Origin of the sequence: Shewanella cutis, from assembly GCF_022410515.1 — a bacterium.
Taxonomy (GTDB): domain Bacteria; phylum Pseudomonadota; class Gammaproteobacteria; order Enterobacterales; family Shewanellaceae; genus Shewanella; species Shewanella cutis.
In genome coordinates this window covers 1-19,634 of sequence record NZ_JACSDI010000017.1, presented here as the reverse complement: position 1 = coordinate 19,634, position 19,634 = coordinate 1, and the positions used below count along the sequence as shown (strand labels likewise).

The window sequence follows — 19,634 nt, the reverse complement described above, 5'->3', positions numbered from 1 at the left end:
GAGGGCTTTTTCTTTATATTCATCTTTTTATCACCAAAACTGGACAGTTGTGCAAACTCCAGCTTAACTCGAACACATTATCTGTTTGATTGGAGTCTGTAATGAGGATTACTCAGTACGCACAGGGGCAGGCCTGTTGGGTCGAACTGGCGAGCCATGACTGGCAGGGGGCACAGGCGTTTTATCACGCACTGTTTGGTTGGAATGCGGTAGAAATGCCAATCCCCATGGGGCATTTCTCGTTATTTAATCTACAAGGGGACGATTTAGGGGCTATGTACCAAATCCCTCAATCTGAGTCTCAGACCCCAAGCCATTGGCGGATCTACTTCGCGGTGAAAGATATCGATGCAAGTATCGCCGCAATCTTGGCTGCAGGTGGTCAATTGCATATGGGGCCTCATGTTGTGGGTGATGCAGGTGTGATGGCGCAGGTGAGCGATATCGAAGGTGCGCGCTTTGCCTTATGGCAAGCGAAACATCACTCGGGTTCGCGTCGGCAAGGGGAAGAAAATACGCTTTGTTGGGTTGAGTTGGCCTGCCGAAGACCGAGCCATGAAGCGGACTTTTACACTAAGGTGTTTCCTTGGACTACAGTTACCAGCGATGTGCCCGGCATTGATTACACTGAATGGCAAACAGAGGGGCAATCCATCGGCGGTATGATGAAGATTATGCCTGAATGGGGAGATATTCCGGCCCATTGGATGCCTTATTTTAGGGTGGCTGATTGCGATGACATTGCCGCTAAGGCTCAGGCGCTCGGAGCGCAATTGTGTGTGCCGCCGAGCGATATCCCTAATGTGGGACGTTTTGCTGTCATTGCCGACGCTCAAGGTGCTACGTTTGCGATAATTCACTTAGCGCATAATGAAAATGAGTGAGCATAGTGAAAGTCAGTGAGTTAGTTTGGCATATCAATTAATAACGGATCAGGACAATTCGTCTTTTTTGCCTTTGGTGCTTTGGCAAGCAGACTTGGTATTGAGTCTGACAGCTTGATCTCTTGGGGAAGATTAATCCGTATTTCATTTAAGAGTCCTTTGGCACAGTCTAAGGTTACTTTCGTGTGCGCGCCTTGGCCAAAGCTTGCATCAAAGCTTTGATTCAGCTCTTTTTGCGTGACTTTTTTACCAATTCTTTGTTGGATAAACTCTTTAACCCATGCCGAAGTGTTCACCTCTTGGGTTAATTGGGTCGCCAGTAAGAAATAGTCATTAGGATCTTGATCGCGGCAGGTGCCGTGTTTCCACCATTCGTGGCGCTCTAAACAGGTGCCGTAGCGGGCGCTTGGCATGACTTCTTCTAGATTCTTTTGTAATGAGGCATTGAGTAGCACCTCGGGATAATCACAAAAATCGCTCGGCTGTTGTTTCACGCTGCTGCAAAAACCATAACGAGTGCCACATTGCTGGCGATTCGGCCAGAGACCATGCAGGCTAAAGTGTTGCCATTGTGGCGCATCAGTGGTTTGGCGTAAGGCACGACATTCGGCTTTACGGCTGCCATAGAGTTCGCAAAAGGTGCTCTGCCAACTCAGGGCGAGCACATGGGAGTCATAATTATCCTCGATTTGACACAGATTGCCTTGGCGTTTTTCTGGTGTGCCATGCTCTTTTAGGCTTTCACGATTGATGGCGTTGATATCTGAAGCTGTGGTGGTTTGCACTGGCTTACCGGAGGATGAGGGCTGATAAGCCTCCACCGCTACACTTGCATGATATTGCCCGCAATCACCTTTGATCCAACGAAGTGGCGAGGTAATAGCATTAGTGCGCACGCGAAGCCAGTCAGGATTTGCGCTGTTGCCTAACAGTTCGGCTACGGGATAACGTTCTCCAATATTGCTTTGCCAATCATCGGGATTAGTTTGTTTATTTTTAGACTGAAACAGTTCACAGCGTTTATTGGCAATAAACTCACCTGTGGCTGGGGCGGCGACAGTTGTGATTGGGGTTAAACCAATAAGCAATAAGCCAAGTAAGCCCTGTAAATGGCGGCAAAGCGTGACGGATTGCGAGTCTCTTTTGCGGATAGGGAGTGAAAATAAAGCTGTCATTCGCGGGCATCCTTTCTGCTATGGAGAAAAACATGGTGTTGCATATTGCTATTGTGCCGTGAAACAGTGAGATTCGCTAATCGGGATTGATGGGGAGCGACTCGCTACCTGAAAACATTAACACTTGATGTTATATAAAAATTTTAACATGATGAAATAGATAATTTAATACTGGTATTGCCTTAAGATAAATAAACCCCTAAGACGTGACTCATTAGGGGTTCGATGTTATCTAATGCCGTTTATTAAGCGACTTGCTTTAATTTACGCGAGTAAACGAGCAAATACAGAGCCGGCAGTACAAATAGCGACAGAATTGGGGCCGTGACCATTCCTCCGACCATGGGCGCCGCGATTTTTTGCATCACATCATTACCCGAACCTGCGCCCCACATAATGGGCAATAGGCCGAAGAAGATGGTGGCAACCGTCATCGCCTTAGGACGTATCCGCATCACAGCGCCTTCAATTAGGGCTTCTTTTAAGTCCTCAACGCTGTGATACGTATTGTTATCCTGCCGATGCTTAATGGCGTTATTTAAATAGACCAGCATGATCACCCCAAACTCCGCCGCCACGCCCGCAAGGGCGATCATACCAACCGCGACGGCAACCGAGATGTTGTAATCCAGCAGATACAACAGCCAAGTGCTACCAACTAAGGCAAACGGCAGGCTTAGCATGATCATGCTTGCTTGCATGGTGGAGCCGAAGGTCAGCATCAGTAGGATAAAGATGACCCCTAATGCCATTGGGATCACTTGCTTGAGTTTGGCATCGACCCGCTGCATGTACTCGTACTGGCCCGCAAAGCTATAGCTGTAACGGGGCGGCACGTTAAGTTCGGCGCTGAGAGTTTGCTTGGCGCTAGTAATATACTCGCCAATGGAGGTTCCCTCTATTTCGATAAATACCCAAGAGATAAGGCGACCATTTTCACTTGCGAGCATTGGCGCGCCTTCGGTGATCTCAATCTCTGCTAAGTTACGTAGCGGTAAATAATTCCCCGATTTAGTGATGACTGGCAGTTCACGCAGTTTTTCAATATTGTCGCGCAGTTCCCGTGGGTAGCGCAGGTTAATTGGATAGCGCTCTGCTCCCTGCACTGATTGGCCTATATCCATACCGCCAATAGCGTAACGCACAACATCTTGAATATCCTGTAAGTTCATGCCGTAGCGGGCCGCGACATCCAATTTGGGGGTAATATCGATATAACGTCCGCCACTGGTGCGCTCGGCATAGGCTGATTTAGTGTGTGGCATCCGACTAAGAATGGCTTCAATTTGGGTGCCAAGCTGTTGCAGCTCATTGACATCGGCACCAGTGATTTTGATCCCGACAGGCGTTTTAATCCCCGTTGATAGCATGTCGATACGGGTCTTGATAGGTTGCACCCAAGCGTTTGTCAAGCCGGGGACTTTAACGGTTTGCTGCAACTGATTAATGATGCCATCTAAGGTCATACCTTCACGCCACTCTTCATGGGGTTTTAGCATGATGGTGGTTTCGAGCATGGTCAATGGTGCAGGATCGGTCGCAGTTTCGGCGCGTCCCACTTTACCAAAAACGCGAGCCACTTCGGGGACGGTTTTGATCAAGCGGTCGGTTTGTTGTAGCACTTCGGCAGCCTTACTGGCGCTAATCCCTGGCAATGCTGTTGGCATATAGAGTAAATCGCCTTCTTCGAGTTCAGGCATAAATTCACTCCCCATGCGCGTGAAGGGATACCAAGCGCTGACTAAAGCCAATAGCGCCAAAGCGATAGTGATTTTAGGGAAGCTGAGCACTAGATTAAGAGCTGGTTTATAGAGGGCGATTAACACTCGGCTAATGGGGTTTTTGTTTTCGCTAGGGATTTTTCCACGAATAAAAAAGCCCATCAACACAGGTACCAGTGTGATGGCCAAAATGGCTGAGGCTGCCATCGCAAAGGATTTGGTGTAGGCCAGCGGTGCAAACAAGCGTCCTTCCTGCGCTTCGAGAGCAAACACAGGCACAAAGCTTAATGTGATAATCAGGAGTGAGAAAAATAGCGCTGGGCCCACTTCTGTTGAAGCTTGTGTGACTATGCGCCAGTGCTCTTTCACATTAGGTTCGCGCTGATGCTCGCTGTGAAATTGCTCCAAATGTTTGTGTAGATTCTCAATCATCACAATTGCACCGTCGACGACAGCGCCGATAGCAATCGCGATGCCTCCAAGGCTCATAATGTTGGCGTTCACTCCTAGCTTATTCATCACGATAAAGGCGATCAGGATCGAAAGCGGTAGGGTCACTATCGCGACTAAGGTTGAACGTGCATGCAGCAAAAATAGCAGGCACACCAGCCCGACGACCAACATTTCTTCAACGACCTTGTTGAACAGGTTATCAACGGATTTCAAAATTAAATTTGAGCGATCATAGGTCGGGACGATTTCTACACCTTCGGGCAATCCAGCGCTTAATTCCTCTAGCTTGGCTTTAACTGCGTCAATCGTACTCAGGGCGTTTTCACCGTAGCGCATGACAATAATGCCGCCGACGACTTCGCCTTCGCCGTCGAGTTCTGCAATGCCGCGCCTTGCAGCGGGACCTTTGCGGATGGTTGCCACATCTTTTAGGGTTAAACTGGTGCCAGAAGGGCTAGTAATGCCTAAGGGGATTTCGCGAAAGTCTTCTAGGGTTTGGCGATAACCCTTAGCGCGCACCATATATTCGGCTTCGGCCATTTCCACTACGGAACCGCCTGCCTCGCTATTCGAGTTTTCAATGGCATTTTTGATGCTGGCAATATCGAGTTTATAGATCGCCATTTTGTCTGGCTCGAGCACTACCTGATAGGTTTGCTCCATCCCACCCACAGTGGCGACTTCGGACACACCTGCGACACTTTGCAGCTCAAGTTTGAGATACCAATCCTGCAGACTTTTGAGTTGTGAGAGATCTAAATTGCCGGAGCGATCGACCAGCGCGTACTCAAACACCCAGCCCACACCAGAGGCATCGGGACCGAGGGACGGCTGTACTCCCGCGGGGAGTCTACTGCCGATTTGGCTTAAATATTCGAGTACCCGTGAGCGGGCCCAGTAGATATCGGTGCCATCATCAAAAATCACATAGACGTAGGAGTCGCCAAACATCGAGAAGCCCCGCACGGTTTTGGCACCGGGTACGGCGAGCATCGCAGTCGATAGTGGGTAGGTGACTTGTTCCTCCACTAATTTGGGGGCTTGGCCGGGGTAGGTTGTTTTGATGATTACTTGTACATCGGATAAATCCGGCAGGGCATCAAGCGGCGTTTTGCGCAGCTCCTGTACACCCCATAAAGTGATCATCATGGCGATAATGAGCACCATGAGCCTTTGTCTAATCGAGGCCTCGATAATATATTTCAACATAATGCGCTCCTAGTGCTGATGACCGCTGTTTAAACGCATTAAGCTGCCCTTGAGGCTTGCTTCGGAGTCGAGTAAGAATTGCCCCGATGTTACGACTCGTTCACCTTCGCTTAGCCCTGATATTATCTCGGCCTTACCTTGGCTCATCATGCCCACAGTGACGGCTTTAGCGATAAAGCTGTCGTCAGCCTGTTTGACTATTACGCGGTTTTCTTTACCCGTTTGGATCAGTGCTTCTTGCGGGATCACCAGCACATCTTTATTGGGGCCACCAAAGAGTGCGACCTTCGCGAGCGTCTTAGGTCTTAAGGAGATGTCTTTATTATTCAGCACTACGCGCACTCTTAGGCTGCGGGTGATGGGGTCTAGCTCGGGATAGATGTAGTCAATCTTGCCTTCGATACCTCTGATATTCATCGCGGGAACAGAGACTTCAGCTTTTTGCCCGACGCTGATCCAGCTTTGTTCATTCTCAAACACATCGGCTATGACCCATACCTTAGAAAGGTCGACTAAAGACATGACCTCGGTAGAGGGTTCAATATACATACCGTCACGGATAGAGAGCGTTTCGACAACCCCTTCCTGTTGTGCATAAAACGGTACGCGATACTGGGTTTGGCGTGAATTGGCTAATTGCTTGATTTGTTGCTCGTTAAATCCAAGGAATGACAACCTTAAGCCTGCTCTGCGCACCAGATCTTGGTATTTTTGGTTGCCTGCGGTTTTTGCAGTATCTAATGCCAGCAGATAGTCATCCTGAGCATTAACTAAATCGGGTGAATAGATCTCATAAAGTAGTTGGCCCTTTTTGACAGTATCGCCCATCGATTTAACCATCAATTTTTCAACCCAGCCGGTGACTCGGGCATGAATATGGCTGATCTGACTCTCGTCATAGTCGATTTGCCCAACGGTTTCGACAAACTTCCATAGGGTATCGCGTTCAACTTTGGCGACCTTAAGCGCAAGTGCCTGTTGCATACTGCCAGAGACATTAATGTTGATCTCCTGCGTATTACCGCCAATTTCAACCTTCTCTAAATTCATCCCACAGATAGGACAAGTACTGGGTACATCGCTAATAATATGGGCATGCATAGGGCACACATACTTAATGGTTGCCTCCGTGCTTTGATTTTTGACTAAGTTGTTGGCCTTAGGCGTGGGGGTATTAAATACTTGAGTCGCATTTTGGCTTGGAGTATGTGCTTGATGCTCCGCAGCAGTGTTGGGATTGTCTGCCTTTTCAACAAGGAACATATTGCACTGAGGGCAACGTCCTGGCTCGTGGCTCACCACTTCGGGGTGCATAGGGCAAATATAGGTTGGTGCCGTGGCATCTTTTGCCTCTTGTGGTTGGCCTGAAGCTGATGTCTCAGTTTTCTCAACTAAAAACATATTGCACTGAGGGCAACGGCCGGGTTCGTGGCTTTCTACCTCTGGATGCATTGGGCATGTATAGGTTTTTACTTGATTGGCGGTATTGCTGTGATGCTGATGTCCTGCTTCGGTCTGAGTCGCAGGATCAACGAGCTGAGCCTGGGCTAACCAAGGCGTACTCATCAGTAGACTACTGAGTATCAATACTGCCTTAGGGCTCGGCTTTGTTACTGTGTTAAATGGGTTCATATGCCTCATCTCCAGCCTAGCTTAGTGGTGCGCGTGATCTTTGTGCGCTGCAGCGTCAGTCTTTTTTTCTGTCGTCGCTTTAGGCTCTAAGTTCATGCCACATTTAGGACAGGTGTCATCTTTGTTGCCTGTCACTTCTGGGTGCATAGGGCATACATAGGTGTGAGCTTTTTCCTGTGGCGCAGCATTGTTATGGTGATGCTCATGGGGTGCTGCGTTGGCAAACACACTGGTGCTCGTCATTAACAATGCAACTAAGGCGAGATTGATTAAAGTTTTCATATTGTTCACTCCATCGGGTTTTATGGCCGAATATGAGCACACAAACGTGATTGAGCTTATTTCTTGAGATCTTTAATCAAGAATGGACGCCACAGGTGGCGATAGGCTCAGTACAACGTTTTTGCTTTACTCTGGGTGCTTGAAATGTTGGCACCACAATAAACGGCAAAATAAATAGTTAGCTTGGTTCGCCCTGAAAAAAGGGCACAATGAGGCTAGGCTATCGGCGGTTTGAAGGCCGACGATAAAGAGATAGAGTGGAAATGAGGCATAGGAGTGGCCATTGGGGTGTCACTCAGGCTCACACTTGGCCAAAGATGTGGACTGAAAAGCGTACCAGCAACTGAAATCGTCAAACAATGTCCACAATCGTTAAGACACGATGTGGTGCCATCACAGCAATGCTGCTTCGCGCCGGGAAGCATTTGATCGTTACAGCAATTTGTATTGGCCATTGCACTGGCGTCAGCGTGGTGCTCGGTGTTCATTTGCATCATTGCCGCGTGATCCATTCCTTGGTTGGAAGGGTTATGAATCATCGCGCTCATCTCCATTGAGTGCGCCACTCTTGCGTGTCCATTAGACACAACACCTTGCCCGACCAATGCGAGTAAAGTGAATATGACTAATAAATAACGACTAAGTGTTTGATGCATAATAATTCCAGATAATGAACGCTTGGATTCTAGCACAGAGGCATTATGCTGCAATGCGTTAATTCACATTTTAGTTAATGCCTCAGCTCATTGCTCCTTAGGTTGGATTATCTCGCGACTTGATTTCGCAAGAGCTCTGCCATTAACTGATTGTGATTTTGCAAGACGAGTGGCAGTGGTGTGGCACCATCCACACTGAGCTGTATACGAGGGTTATTGATAAAACGTTTGGCATCAGCCTCGCTAGTTAATGTTGGAGCACTGATCTGGTAATTCGACTGCGGTGCAACATCTAGGGTAAAGAATAGAGGCTCAGACTTCACCCAAGTACCACTGTCATCGGCGCGATAACTGAATAGATCTTGATATTTTACTTCAATTAGTACTTTACCTTCAGGTAGTTGTACTGGTTTAAAGGATTGAGTTGCTTGGCCATTAATGCTGACCACATTGAGTGTATCAGTGCCCTTCAAGGTCGCAGCACTCGCCGTCATGCTGATAGCAATAGTACTGATGATGAATGTAACGCCAACGAAAATTTTACTAAATAAGGTCGTTTTCATAATAAACTCCAAAATTTGCGTGTTCGCGTGAGCACCAAATCGTGGCGGCATCGTCGCGAAATCTTGAATCGATTTAATGATTAAAAAGATTAGCTACAGCAAATCGGAGTTAGGGGGAGGTGTGGTTAAGCCTAATTCGGCGGTTTGAATCGCCCAACTTGAGCTCGTAATCAGCTTACTCGCATGACTCATTAGTACCAGTGGAAGAGGTGGTGAAGTAATAAAAAGTTTTGCGAGACAGTGGGTTTTGCAATGATTGGTAAGAGAGTCTTGGCAGTGAATCATGCATTCTTCTTGTGTGCCATCTGGCGCAACACAATTTATGTTGTCATCGGCCATTTGCATACAGTGGGAATGGAATAAGTCATTTATCGCTGGCGTAGGCATAGCTTTCACTATCGTCGATTGACTAAACAGTGAAAATAACAGTGCTATGGTGATCCAAAACTTCGCCATAAAAAACCGATGCCAGTGTACCTACCCTTAAAGACCTACAAAGTGCATAAAAAGTTTCGTTTTGAGTTTGTTTTTATGCATCAGATTGTTACATCAAAGGTTAAATGTCGCCTTGATCACATTTTTGTATTCTAAAAATGATTTCATTGCCTTAGCTACTTAAGGTGGTGCTTAATCATTAGTCGTTAAACATAATGATGAATGTATTAGCTGGAGTTGAAGTGCTCTAACGCTCTGCTAAGCTGGTTTTAGTGAGTTGTAGTAATCAGAATTAGAGCTAAGTCTCATTTTGCACTTTAAGTTTTAATTAATCGGCATTTTTAGGCTTGAAATCAAACTTCTAATAAATAAAAAAACATAAAATAGTCTTATAAAAACTGATTTTGACAATATTTTGGAGATAGAGTAATGAACTGGCGTGCACTATTTAAACCCAGCGCGAAATATTCCATCCTAGCGCTACTGGTTGTTGGTATCGTGATTGGTGTTGTGGGCTATTTTGCAACTCAGCAGACTTTACATGCGACAAGTACAGATGAGTTCTGTATGTCTTGCCATAGCAATCATTCTTTGAAGCATGAAGTACTGGCGTCTGCCCATGGCGGCGGCAAAGCGGGGATTACTGTTCAGTGTCAAGACTGTCACTTACCCCATGGCCCTGTTGATTATTTAATTAAGAAAATCATCGTATCTAAAGATTTATATGGTTTCTTAACAATTGATGGTTTTAACACTCAAGCTTGGTTAGATGAAAACCGCAAAGAGCAAGCAGACAAAGCGTTGGCTTACTTCCGTGGTAATGACTCAGCGAACTGCCAACACTGCCATACTCGCATTTATGAAAACCAGCCAGAAACTATGAAGCCAATGGCTGTGAGAATGCACACCAACAACTTCAAGAAAGATCCTGAAGCGAGAAAGACCTGTGTGGATTGCCACAAAGGTGTCGCTCACCCCTATCCAAAAGGATAAGGTTTAACGCTTCAATAGCTTAATATTCAATAAAAAGCCCTCTGATGAGGGCTTTTTGCTATCTAGATAGATCTTGGCTATCAATTAACTCAACTCTGCGGGATAGGGCGCTAAGGGCGATTTGATGCACCATTTGCGTGGGAGCTGTACAAGCATCACTGATAATTTTGACCGAATAGCTGAGTGCCGAATGAGATAAGGCAGTATGCGTCACGCAGTTTTGCGTCATGATGCCGCATAACAATAAGTGAGTTATCTGCATTTCTTGCAGCTGCTTGGCTAGCTCTGTGTTGTCAAAACTGTCGGCAAACTGTTTAACGACGATGGGGGCATTAGGTAGTAGCGCCAAGAGTTTGGGATGAATTTCAACCCCCTGGGTTCCTGGGTTAAAAAAGGGAGCCATACCTTGAGTAGTATCGGCGATATGCTGCACTAAAATAATCGGCATTCCCTGTTGCTGCGCTTGTTGTGCACAATGCAAAGTGCGTTCTAGCATCTCATTGACTTGCCATTGCGGGTAAGCCCCATCAACAAAGTAGTCGTTTTGCACATCAATAATGACCAATGCCGTCTTTGTCATGTGATTGTGAGTCATCATCTTGGTGTTCTCCTGTTTATTTTCTTCGCAAAAGTATGTTTAGTGAGAGCAGTTTGCGCTAGATTTGGTCGTATTAAGAGTGGCAGAAATGACATCTTAGGTGCTTAAATTGACAAAATTTACGGATTGCACGCCATTGAACGTGGCGATTTTAGCGTTACCCGGAAGTTTAACTTCAGCGGTATATGGCTTAGAAGAAATGTTATTAATGGCCAACACCTTGGTGCTAAAAGAAGAGAGTCTGCCGTCGAGTTCGACACGATTCGTGGTAACTCGATTATCGCTTGCTGAGATCTCGCTCGACGATACTTATCAATTAGTCATTATTCCGCCCAGCATAGACACTGACTTTTATTTCAATGTGGCGCCTGAATTACGGATATGGTTGCAACGGCAACATGCCCAAGGGGCGATTGTTTGCTCCGCCTGTGCGGGAGCCTTTGTGTTAGCGGCGTCGGGGTTACTCGATGGGCGCAAGGTGACAACCCATTGGGGATTGGTTGATGCGTTTCAAACTCAGTACCCACAGCTTGAACTTGATATAGACAAAATCATGGTCAACGAGGGTGACATTATCACCGCTGCGGGCATGATGTCGTGGTTAGACTTGGGATTAGAATTAGTCGCACAGTTTTGCCATGTGAAGGTAATGCGTCAGCTGGGCAAGCATCTGGTAATCGACACTGGCAACCGTGAACAGCGCTATTATCAACAGTTTCTACCTAGGCGAGATCATGGGGATCAAGCCATCCTTGGTCTGCAAAATCGTTTACAAACAGGTTATGGTCAGCCCATTAGCATTGCCGCTTTGGCGCAGCAACTTTGCATGGGCGAACGTACCTTTTTGCGGCGCTTTGTGAAAGCGACAGGACTTAAGCCTAATGAATATCTGCAAAAACTCAGGATCCAAAAAGCTTGTGACTTACTCGAAAATGGTTCACTCAGTTTCGAGACAATTGCTCATCAGGTTGGCTATGAGGATGTAAGTGCTTGCCGCAAAGCGTTTACCCGTATTACGGGCTTGAGTCCAAGTGCATTTCGGCAGCGATTTAGCTCGATTTCACCTGTGCCAATACCTGTTGACGATAGCTCAATAAACTAAATACACCGAAGATAAACACTTGTAGATAATCTTGCTTGCGCAGCGCCAGCAGGTTTTTAAACAGCATATGGAAGATGGCAACTTGGAAGCAATGCATTAGACAAGTGATCCCAAGTAAGATATTGAGAATAGTGCCGATATTGCCTGCAAAAGGCATAATAAGGTTATAAGCCATCATCAGCCACGCGATTAGGGTGATAGCTTTGCCCATATTGATCAGAAACGACATGTTATTCCTCGGTGTTAGCCGGAGTGTCTTCGGCTTGGTATTGATATAAACGATAGCTAACTTGTCCTGCGGTCTTGTTTTTGAGCTGTTGCCAAGTCGCAGGGATTGCCATTTGGGTTAATTCCGACTCAATCTCCACATAAATTAGCGCGCCATCATTAAGCCAACCTTTGCTATCCAATAGCTGAATGGTTTTTTCTGCCAAGCCTTTGCGGAAAGGCGGATCGATAAATACCACATCAAACCCTTGCTCGCAGCCATTTTGCAGCACGACTAAGGTATCGGCGTTGAGTACCTCGGCATTGTCGCACTTGAGGGTATTGAGATTCGCTTTAAGTTGCATGGCGGCAGGACGTTGCAACTCGATAATCTTAGCGAAACTGGCATAGCGCGAGAGGGATTCGAGGGCTAACGCACCGCTGCCACCAAAGCAGTCGAGCACCCTTGCATGGGCAATATCATTGGCGAGCCAGTTAAATAGGGTTTCACGGACTCTATCTGTGGTCGGCCGCAGGCCGTCTAAATCATGGATGGGGAGTTTGCGCGAACGCCATTGCCCGGCAATGATCCGCACTTGGCCACTACCTGCTTTCTTGTTGGCCGTTTGACTCTTGGTCACTTGCTTGTTGTTTGCACGATTATTAGCCAAAGTGCCCCCGTGATTTTGCCTGAAGAAAGAAAGTGGTAGACTATGCCACCTTAATAAAGGCCACTATTTTATATCAAACTCCTAGTAAAAGGTGAGAAGGCTGATAAAGCAGAACTAATTGCCGACTTTTTGGGCGTAATTGCCGCGGTAATCTGGTATAACGGCAGGGTCTTATTTTAAATTCAACACTGAAGTAGAGCGCTGGAATTACACATGGCAAAGAAAGGTTTTTTCTCCTGGTTTCGTAAAGATAAATCACAAGATGAGGTTGTCGAGCAAACCCCGGTCTCTACTCCATCGCAAACCGAGCAAGTCGAAGCATTAGCAAAGCAGCAAGCTGAAGAAGCCCGTCTCGCGGCTGAAAAAGCGGCCGCCGAGCAGGCGTTAGCCGACAAATTAGCGGCGGAGCAAGCGCAGGCTGAGCAGTTAGCCGCAGAAAAAGCTGAAGCTGAAAGAGTTGCTTCGGAACAAGCTGCAAAAGCCCAAGCAGAAGTGGAAGCGCAGCGTATTACTGAAGAGCAAGCTGCACGTTTAGCCGAACAGCAGGCCGCTGTTGCCCAAGCAGAAGCGGAAGCCAAGCGTATTGCCGAAGAGCAAGCTGCACGTTTAGCTGAACAACAGGCTGCAGAAGCCGCGCGATTAGCGGCGGAGCAAGTACAGGCGGAGCAGTTAGCCGCAGAAAAAGCCGAAGCGGAAAGAGTTGCCGCGCAGCAGGCCGCTGAAGCCCAAGCAGAAGCAGAGCGAATTGCTGCTGAACAGATCCAAGTTGAACAGCCCCTTGAGCAACAACCCGAACCACAGGCAAAACCCGCTAAAGAAAGCTTCTTCGCGCGACTAAAACGCGGGTTGATGCGTACCAGCGAAAATATTGGTAGCGGTTTCATCGGCTTATTCCGTGGCAAAAAAATCGATGATGAACTGTTTGAGGAACTGGAAGAACAGTTATTGATCGCCGACGTAGGTGTAGAAACCACTTCTCGCTTGATTAACAGCCTGACGGAACACGCGTCTCGCAAGCAATTAAAGGATGCCGAAGCCCTATACGATCTGCTACGTGATGAAATGCAAAAAACGCTCGATCCTGTGGCAATCCCCTTAGTGCCTGAAAATGCTAATGGTCCCTTTGTTATTCTTATGGTCGGCGTTAACGGCGTGGGTAAAACCACCACGATTGGCAAATTGGCGAAACAATACCAGCGCCAAGGTAAGTCAGTGATGTTAGCGGCGGGTGATACCTTCCGCGCAGCAGCTGTCGAGCAATTACAAGTTTGGGGACAACGTAATAATATTGCTGTTGTGGCTCAACATACGGGCGCCGACAGTGCCTCGGTACTTTTTGATGCGCTGCAAGCGGCTAAAGCCCGTAAAATTGATGTATTAATTGCTGATACTGCGGGTCGCCTGCAAAACAAGTCTCACTTGATGGAAGAGTTAAAGAAAGTGGTGCGAGTGATGAAGAAGCTCGATCCAGACGCGCCCCATGAAGTGATGCTGACCCTAGATGCAAGCACAGGTCAAAATGCGATTAGCCAAGCACAGTTATTCCAAGAGGCTGTTGGCGTCACCGGTATGACCATCAGTAAACTGGATGGTACTGCTAAGGGTGGTGTGGTTTTTGCGATTGCTGATAAATTTAAAATCCCGCTACGTTATATTGGCGTGGGTGAGCAAATTGATGATTTGCGTACCTTTAATTCTAAAGAATTTATTGATGCCTTGTTCACTCAAGAGAAAGCGGATAGCTAATTTATGATTGATTTTCAGCAGGTCAGTAAGATTTATCCTGGTGGCCAAATGGCGCTGGAGGAAGTGAATTTTCACCTACAAAAAGGTGAAATGGCATTCTTAACCGGCCATTCGGGCGCGGGGAAGAGTACCCTGTTGAAATTAATCACAGTGATCGAGCGCGCCACCACCGGCCGTGTGGCGATTAATGGCCACGATATTGCCAAAATCAGCTCTAAACATGTGCCCTATTTACGCCGCAATATTGGGATGATTTTCCAAAACCACCATTTGTTGATGGACAGAAGCGTGTTTGACAACGTCGCCTTGCCCTTGGTGATTGAAGGCTTCTCCCACGGCGAGATCCGCAAACGGGTCGCTGGCGCGCTGGATATGGTGGGTTTATATGGCAAAGAGCGCCATAACCCCATCATGTTATCCGGTGGTGAGCAGCAACGTGTCGGCATCGCCCGCGCCATTGTGAATAAGCCACCCTTGCTACTTGCCGACGAACCAACAGGTAACTTAGACCCTAAGTTGTCGATGGATATTTTGCGCTTATTCGAAACCTTTAACGATGCGGGCACTAGCGTGCTTATTGCCACCCACGATTTAGGACTGATCGCGCGGATGAAGTACCGCACTTTTACCTTGAAGCAAGGGCGTATGCTCGGCGCACAGGAATTACACCATGGACACGCGACCGCTCGAGGTAATGCGCAATGAGTGACAATGCTAAGTTAACGCGCAGCAAGTTGCCGATATCGGGGCGTATCGTGATGTTTTTTATTCGTCATGTGCAGCAAGCGATGGCGAGTATGGGTGAACTGTGGCGTAGCCCTGTTTCATCTTTGATGACCATGGCGGTTCTCGGGGTAAGTTTAAGCTTACCTGCGGCGCTGCAGGTGTTAGTTAAAAATGCTGAGACTATTACTAGCTCTTGGAATAGTGCAGCGGAGATTTCACTCTTTATCGATGAAAATCGTAGCGAGCAGACCATTCAAAGCTTGCTGACCCGCATTCGCACTTATCCAGAAGTGGAAAAGGTGCAGTATATCGATCGCAATCAAGCACTTGAGGAATTTCAGCGCCTGTCTGGCTTTGGCGAAGCCTTGGCCTATCTCGATAAAAACCCGCTTCCCGCGGTGATCACCGTAACGCCTACACAGCGTTATTCCACACCCGTAGGCGCCCGTGAACTATTAACTAAGCTTGAGCGCGAGCCTGAAATCAGTTTTGGTCGCTTAGATATTGAATGGTTAGAGCGGCTACAGGCTGTGGTGCGTTTACTCGAACGAACAGTAATGGCGATTGCGGCGTTACTCGTCTTGGCGGTGGTATTAGTGATAGGTAACACGATTCGCTTAGCCATTATGAATCGCCGTAGTGAAATAGAAGTGATGAAGTTAGTCGGAGCAACCGAGGCATTTATTCAACGTCCCTTCCTTTATACCGGTATTTGGTACGGAGTGATTGGCGGTGTATTAGCTTGGCTTATTATTAACTTGTTGGTTTGGTATCTGGATTCTGCCCTAGCAGAACTGCTTGGCTTGTACGGTAGCCAATTAGAGATGAAGTCACTGACCTTTACCGAGCTGCTGCAATTAGTGGGCTTAGCATCCTTCTTAGGTTGGCTAGGTTCTTATCTTTCGGTAAGGCAACATTTAAGATCGATTGAACCTTCTTAATGATCAATCGCTTATAGTTTAAATACCTTGATAAATATGGCTGGCGATGAACTTTTGTTCACTTGCAATGTCTATTCAACGGGGTTAAAAGTAATACCCCAGACGAGTGAAGGTTGACATACTCTGTCAATTAGCCGATAGTTCGTCAGCTCATCCTTAGGGTGTTTTGAGTGAAACCATAGGATGAAATCGACTTATATTTGATAAGTAGCAAGAAAGTAGGAGCGCGAATGACCTTTCAAACGCAATCAATGGCACTAACAGTCCCTCAGGGCAGCAGTAGTTTAGAAGCTTATATCCATTCAGTGACTAGCATGACAATGTTAGACGCTGAGACTGAGTATGAGTTAGCCAAGCGTTTGCAGGAAACGGGTGATCTGCAAGCAGCGAAGCAACTGATTATGTCGCACTTACGTTTTGTGGTGCATGTTGCTAAGGGCTATTCAGGTTACGGTCTGCCGCAGGCGGATTTGATCCAAGAAGGCAACATCGGTCTGATGAAAGCGGTTAAGCGCTTCGATCCCGATGTGGGCGTCCGTCTAGTGTCTTTTGCTGTGCACTGGATTAAAGCTGAAATTCACGAATATGTGCTGAAAAACTGGCGCATTGTTAAAGTCGCTACCACCAAAGCGCAACGCAAGTTGTTCTTTAATATCCGTAAAGCGAAAACTCGCCTCGGTTGGTTTAGCGATGATGAAGTCGCAATGGTGGCAGAAAACTTAGGGGTATCTAAGGCCGATGTGACTGAGATGGAATCACGTATGGCAGCGCAGGATCCTGCGTTTGACCTTAGCAGTGATAACGATGATGAGCAGGATTTTGCTCCTGTACATTATCTCGAAGATCATTCGTCGGATTTAGCCGAAAACATCGAAAACGATAACTGGGAATCTAATGCCCAAGGTCGTCTATTATCGGCCATCAAAACCTTAGACGAGCGTAGCCAGCATATTCTGCGTGCCCGTTGGTTAGATGACGATAAAACCACCCTGCAGGAATTGGCAGAAACCTATCAAGTCTCGGCTGAGCGTATTCGCCAACTTGAAAAAAATGCCATGAACAAGCTTAAGGCTTGTATGGAAGCTTAACTTCAATTCCAATAATCTAGATAATAATATCAAAAAAAGAGTCTCTTAATTTTAAGAGACTCTTTTTTTGATTAAATGTGGGTGCATAACCCGCACTGGTTGTTATTTCTAATCGTCTAGTCGACAATCATAAATGTTTAAGCCATCAAACTGACATTCCATATTAACCCATTTGCCATCAAATGAAGCTAAAGATGCATCAATAGCATGGTAGCCCCAGAGGCTGTTTTGCATGACTCTACCGCTTAGATCTAGCTCATTATCTTGACGTTCAAGTTCAATTTCTTTCACTAACCACTGGCCATCAGCTATTTCTATTCCCTCAATTTGTACCCACTTATGGTTAATCGTTTCCAGGGTTAATCCATCATCAAATTGAGTTCTTGCATCGATAATAAAGCTATATTCATTGATCTGTAGTTGATAAGTGTTGTTAAGTGTTGCTCTGCCTTCAAGTTCGAACTTTCTCCCCAAATCAGTTACAGTTCCACCAGTGTCAGAATTTTCAAAATCTACTTTTTTAGCCCATAATCCCTGCGGTGTAGACAAAATATCAACTTCGACTCGCTTGCCAGGAGTTAGGTTTGCACGATGGCCATCTTCAAAGTGTGTTGTTTCATTTACATAGAGTTTAATACGACTATTAAGCTCAAATTGGCTCTTGTCTTTGTTAATCCAGGTTACAGTACCTTCTAATTCCATCTCATTGAATATCGGAGAATCGTTAATATCTTCAGCATCAACCTCTGTTGCTAAAAAAACCGAACCATGCTGTTGACCTTCAACCTCAACCCAAGCACCTTCTTGTAGATTTCCATCTAAATGCGCACTGGCATAATTAATCACTGCAGTGCCTATGCTGAATTGCTGTAATATTTTGTTTAATCCCGATATATGCCCCTCGATTTCAGCATAGGTAAAATTTGGAATTAAGTTTATAAACTCTACCTGCCATTCTCCCGTCGCACTTGGATAACCATTAACCGCTACCCAATCTCCAATTTTATATGGAGTTTTATCTGTGGACTTAATTGCGATGTCTATACCATTAACTGCAATGGAACTTGTACTGACAGAGCTGACTTCACCTAAAATGCTAGGTTCTAAAATGACATTTTTTGCCTGATTTTGTAGATTCTCTATTTTCACTCGCATGCCGATTTGAAGAGCATTAGCCTCTAGAGGCTGTTTACGGTATACAATGTTAGCGTTGGCAATATTAACGTTATAGCCATTAACTGTAATTGTATTATCAGCAGAGGATGTTTTTGTTACCGTACCGCTAATACTTACTGGTAGAGTTGGTCGCTCTGGAGTTGGTGGGGCTGGTGAAGACGTTTCTGATGAATTGTCACTACCACAACTAGCTAAAAAAAATATTGCAGTTACTAGTAATATATTCTTCATTATATTTCCTTTATGGTAATAGTTTGGTTTTCTGGATGGCGAATATTAAAATGGATATGATTTTGTTTAATTTAAAATTTATAACTCACTATTTAAAATGGTAATCAAGCTTTGTAAGTTTGTTGGTGAAACCTTAATGACTCCTCTGCCAGGTGCATCTATTTCAGAAATCATTAAAAATGATAGGGATATCATTGTGGGTAGAATTAATAACAAACCTGCTTTACCTTTAACTTTTCTTGCATTGTAACCAACCAAAATGTTGCAAATAATTGCAGTTGATATTAATAAAAACCAAGCAGCGTATGGAATTTGATGTCTCCAACCTGCTAAAGTTTTTTGTTGTGCGAGAACAATTTCATTTATATTAGAAACGACTAGCGATGTGATTGGGGTTGTATTGTTTTTTGTTTCATTAACTACAATGTCCCACATTTTTCTTTGTAGTTTTATTACTTCTAAATTGAAATTGGAGTTTTCAGAGGATAACAAGTCATAGCTATCTATTCTTTTTTGCAGATATTTCTTTATGGTAAATTTCATTAAGGCGCTAGATTCTTTTGGTAATAAATCAGCGCGCATATATCCCGTACGGATTACGAAAGCTTCGTTTTCCTCCGCAGCTTGCCTAGTATTGAACCCTGCTATAGACATTGATAATGTAAATCCAATTATCAATCCCAAAAGGGAAAGTGTCGCACCTAATATTACACGAAAGTCTTCAACACCTTCACCATCATCATGTTTTGATTTTTTTATGCCAATTATTTTGTTTCCAATTAATGCTGATATAAATAAAGCAGTAAAAGTGCCAAAAAATAATGCAATAGAATCTGATGTTAGCCCAATTGGGTTGAAGTTAAACAATTTTATACCTTTATGATTTGTGATGGTAAGTTAGATTAATCATAGACTCAATGTTAATTAATGATCAATTTTTATAGGGTTGTTGATAAATTAAAAGGTAATTCTTTAAATTGATCGGATTTTTCCTAGGTGGTTTTGAGAAGCTGCTTATGTTTTTTTTGCATATGGATTGGTTTATGTTTTAAAGGACTTTTTAGCACCATCAATCAAAAGTTACTATTGGTAATAAATAATATAGCCAATAGTTTTGCCGCTTACTTAATGGAGGCTTTTACTAA

General features: G+C 45.5%; 19 protein-coding genes. 7 read left to right on the top strand and 12 right to left on the bottom strand.

Going from position 1 to position 19,634, the window contains the following annotated elements:
- The first annotated feature begins 101 nt into the window (after positions 1–101).
- Positions 102–884: a VOC family protein gene (locus tag H9J30_RS17170; RefSeq protein ID WP_240132116.1), complete on the top strand. Its 783-nt coding sequence runs from the start codon at positions 102–104 to the stop codon at positions 882–884.
- A 20-nt stretch (positions 885–904) separates the two neighbouring features.
- Here the strand turns inward: H9J30_RS17170 and H9J30_RS17165 are convergent, their stop codons facing one another.
- The 7 genes from H9J30_RS17165 to H9J30_RS17135 all read right to left on the bottom strand — a co-directional run bounded on the left by H9J30_RS17165 (position 905) and on the right by H9J30_RS17135 (position 9,031).
- Complete coding sequence (locus tag H9J30_RS17165; RefSeq protein WP_240132115.1) at positions 905–2,059, bottom strand: ribonuclease T2; 1,155 nt, start codon at positions 2,057–2,059, stop codon at positions 905–907.
- Between the two features lie 245 nt (positions 2,060–2,304).
- On the bottom strand, positions 2,305–5,442 hold the full coding sequence (locus H9J30_RS17160) for an efflux RND transporter permease subunit (protein ID WP_240132114.1): 3,138 nt from the start codon (positions 5,440–5,442) through the stop codon (positions 2,305–2,307).
- A 9-nt stretch (positions 5,443–5,451) separates the two neighbouring features.
- Positions 5,452–7,074: an efflux RND transporter periplasmic adaptor subunit gene (locus tag H9J30_RS17155; RefSeq protein WP_427915926.1), complete on the bottom strand. Its 1,623-nt coding sequence runs from the start codon at positions 7,072–7,074 to the stop codon at positions 5,452–5,454.
- 21 nt (positions 7,075–7,095) lie between these two features.
- Complete coding sequence (locus H9J30_RS17150; protein ID WP_240132113.1) at positions 7,096–7,356, bottom strand: heavy metal-binding domain-containing protein; 261 nt, start codon at positions 7,354–7,356, stop codon at positions 7,096–7,098.
- 215 nt (positions 7,357–7,571) lie between these two features.
- Positions 7,572–8,012, bottom strand: a complete 441-nt coding sequence (locus H9J30_RS17145) for a hypothetical protein (protein WP_240132112.1) — start codon at positions 8,010–8,012, stop codon at positions 7,572–7,574.
- Positions 8,013–8,119: 107 nt separating this feature from the next.
- Positions 8,120–8,575, bottom strand: coding sequence for a DUF2057 family protein (locus H9J30_RS17140; protein ID WP_240132111.1), 456 nt, complete (start codon positions 8,573–8,575; stop codon positions 8,120–8,122).
- A 93-nt stretch (positions 8,576–8,668) separates the two neighbouring features.
- Complete coding sequence (locus tag H9J30_RS17135) at positions 8,669–9,031, bottom strand: hypothetical protein (protein ID WP_240132110.1); 363 nt, start codon at positions 9,029–9,031, stop codon at positions 8,669–8,671.
- A gap of 408 nt (positions 9,032–9,439) precedes the next feature.
- Here H9J30_RS17135 and cymA point away from each other — a divergent pair, with 408 nt between their 5' ends.
- Positions 9,440–10,003, top strand: a complete 564-nt coding sequence (gene cymA / locus H9J30_RS17130) for a NapC/NirT family cytochrome c CymA (protein ID WP_240132109.1) — start codon at positions 9,440–9,442, stop codon at positions 10,001–10,003.
- Between the two features lie 58 nt (positions 10,004–10,061).
- Here the strand turns inward: cymA and H9J30_RS17125 are convergent, their stop codons facing one another.
- Positions 10,062–10,601, bottom strand: a complete 540-nt coding sequence (locus tag H9J30_RS17125; protein WP_240132108.1) for a cysteine hydrolase family protein — start codon at positions 10,599–10,601, stop codon at positions 10,062–10,064.
- A 100-nt stretch (positions 10,602–10,701) separates the two neighbouring features.
- On the opposite strand from H9J30_RS17125, the gene H9J30_RS17120 reads away from it, so the two are divergent.
- On the top strand, positions 10,702–11,703 hold the full coding sequence (locus H9J30_RS17120; RefSeq protein WP_427915925.1) for a GlxA family transcriptional regulator: 1,002 nt from the start codon (positions 10,702–10,704) through the stop codon (positions 11,701–11,703).
- Here H9J30_RS17120 and H9J30_RS17115 read toward each other — a convergent pair.
- Together H9J30_RS17115 and rsmD are read right to left on the bottom strand one after the other, a co-directional pair.
- Positions 11,651–11,932 (bottom strand): DUF1145 domain-containing protein, encoded by a 282-nt coding sequence (locus H9J30_RS17115; RefSeq protein ID WP_240132106.1) that lies wholly within the window; start codon positions 11,930–11,932, stop codon positions 11,651–11,653. The two genes, H9J30_RS17120 and H9J30_RS17115, sit on opposite strands and share 53 nt — an antisense overlap.
- A 1-nt stretch (position 11,933) precedes the next feature.
- Complete coding sequence (rsmD, locus tag H9J30_RS17110; protein ID WP_240132105.1) at positions 11,934–12,581, bottom strand: 16S rRNA (guanine(966)-N(2))-methyltransferase RsmD; 648 nt, start codon at positions 12,579–12,581, stop codon at positions 11,934–11,936.
- Positions 12,582–12,794: 213 nt separating this feature from the next.
- Here rsmD and ftsY point away from each other — a divergent pair, with 213 nt between their 5' ends.
- From ftsY to rpoH, 4 genes are all read left to right on the top strand, one after another.
- Positions 12,795–14,327 (top strand): signal recognition particle-docking protein FtsY, encoded by a 1,533-nt coding sequence (gene ftsY / locus H9J30_RS17105; RefSeq protein WP_240132104.1) that lies wholly within the window; start codon positions 12,795–12,797, stop codon positions 14,325–14,327.
- A 3-nt stretch (positions 14,328–14,330) separates the two neighbouring features.
- Positions 14,331–15,032 carry a cell division ATP-binding protein FtsE gene (gene ftsE / locus H9J30_RS17100; RefSeq protein ID WP_011074183.1) on the top strand — a complete coding sequence of 234 codons (702 nt, stop codon included), beginning with the start codon at positions 14,331–14,333 and terminating at the stop codon, positions 15,030–15,032.
- The gene (gene ftsX / locus H9J30_RS17095) at positions 15,029–15,994 is read left to right on the top strand and encodes a permease-like cell division protein FtsX (protein WP_240132103.1); all 966 of its coding nucleotides are present in this window, start codon (positions 15,029–15,031) and stop codon (positions 15,992–15,994) included. The genes ftsE and ftsX overlap by 4 nt, the downstream gene beginning before the upstream one ends.
- Before the next feature lie 230 nt (positions 15,995–16,224).
- On the top strand, positions 16,225–17,082 hold the full coding sequence (gene rpoH, locus H9J30_RS17090) for an RNA polymerase sigma factor RpoH (RefSeq protein ID WP_011624492.1): 858 nt from the start codon (positions 16,225–16,227) through the stop codon (positions 17,080–17,082).
- Between the two features lie 108 nt (positions 17,083–17,190).
- On the opposite strand, the gene H9J30_RS17085 is transcribed toward rpoH, so the two are convergent.
- Both H9J30_RS17085 and H9J30_RS17080 read right to left on the bottom strand, forming a co-directional pair.
- Positions 17,191–18,489 carry a DUF5666 domain-containing protein gene (locus tag H9J30_RS17085; protein ID WP_240132102.1) on the bottom strand — a complete coding sequence of 433 codons (1,299 nt, stop codon included), beginning with the start codon at positions 18,487–18,489 and terminating at the stop codon, positions 17,191–17,193.
- A gap of 78 nt (positions 18,490–18,567) precedes the next feature.
- The gene (locus H9J30_RS17080) at positions 18,568–19,356 is read right to left on the bottom strand and encodes a bestrophin-like domain (RefSeq protein ID WP_240132101.1); all 789 of its coding nucleotides are present in this window, start codon (positions 19,354–19,356) and stop codon (positions 18,568–18,570) included.
- Positions 19,357–19,634 lie beyond the last annotated feature (278 nt).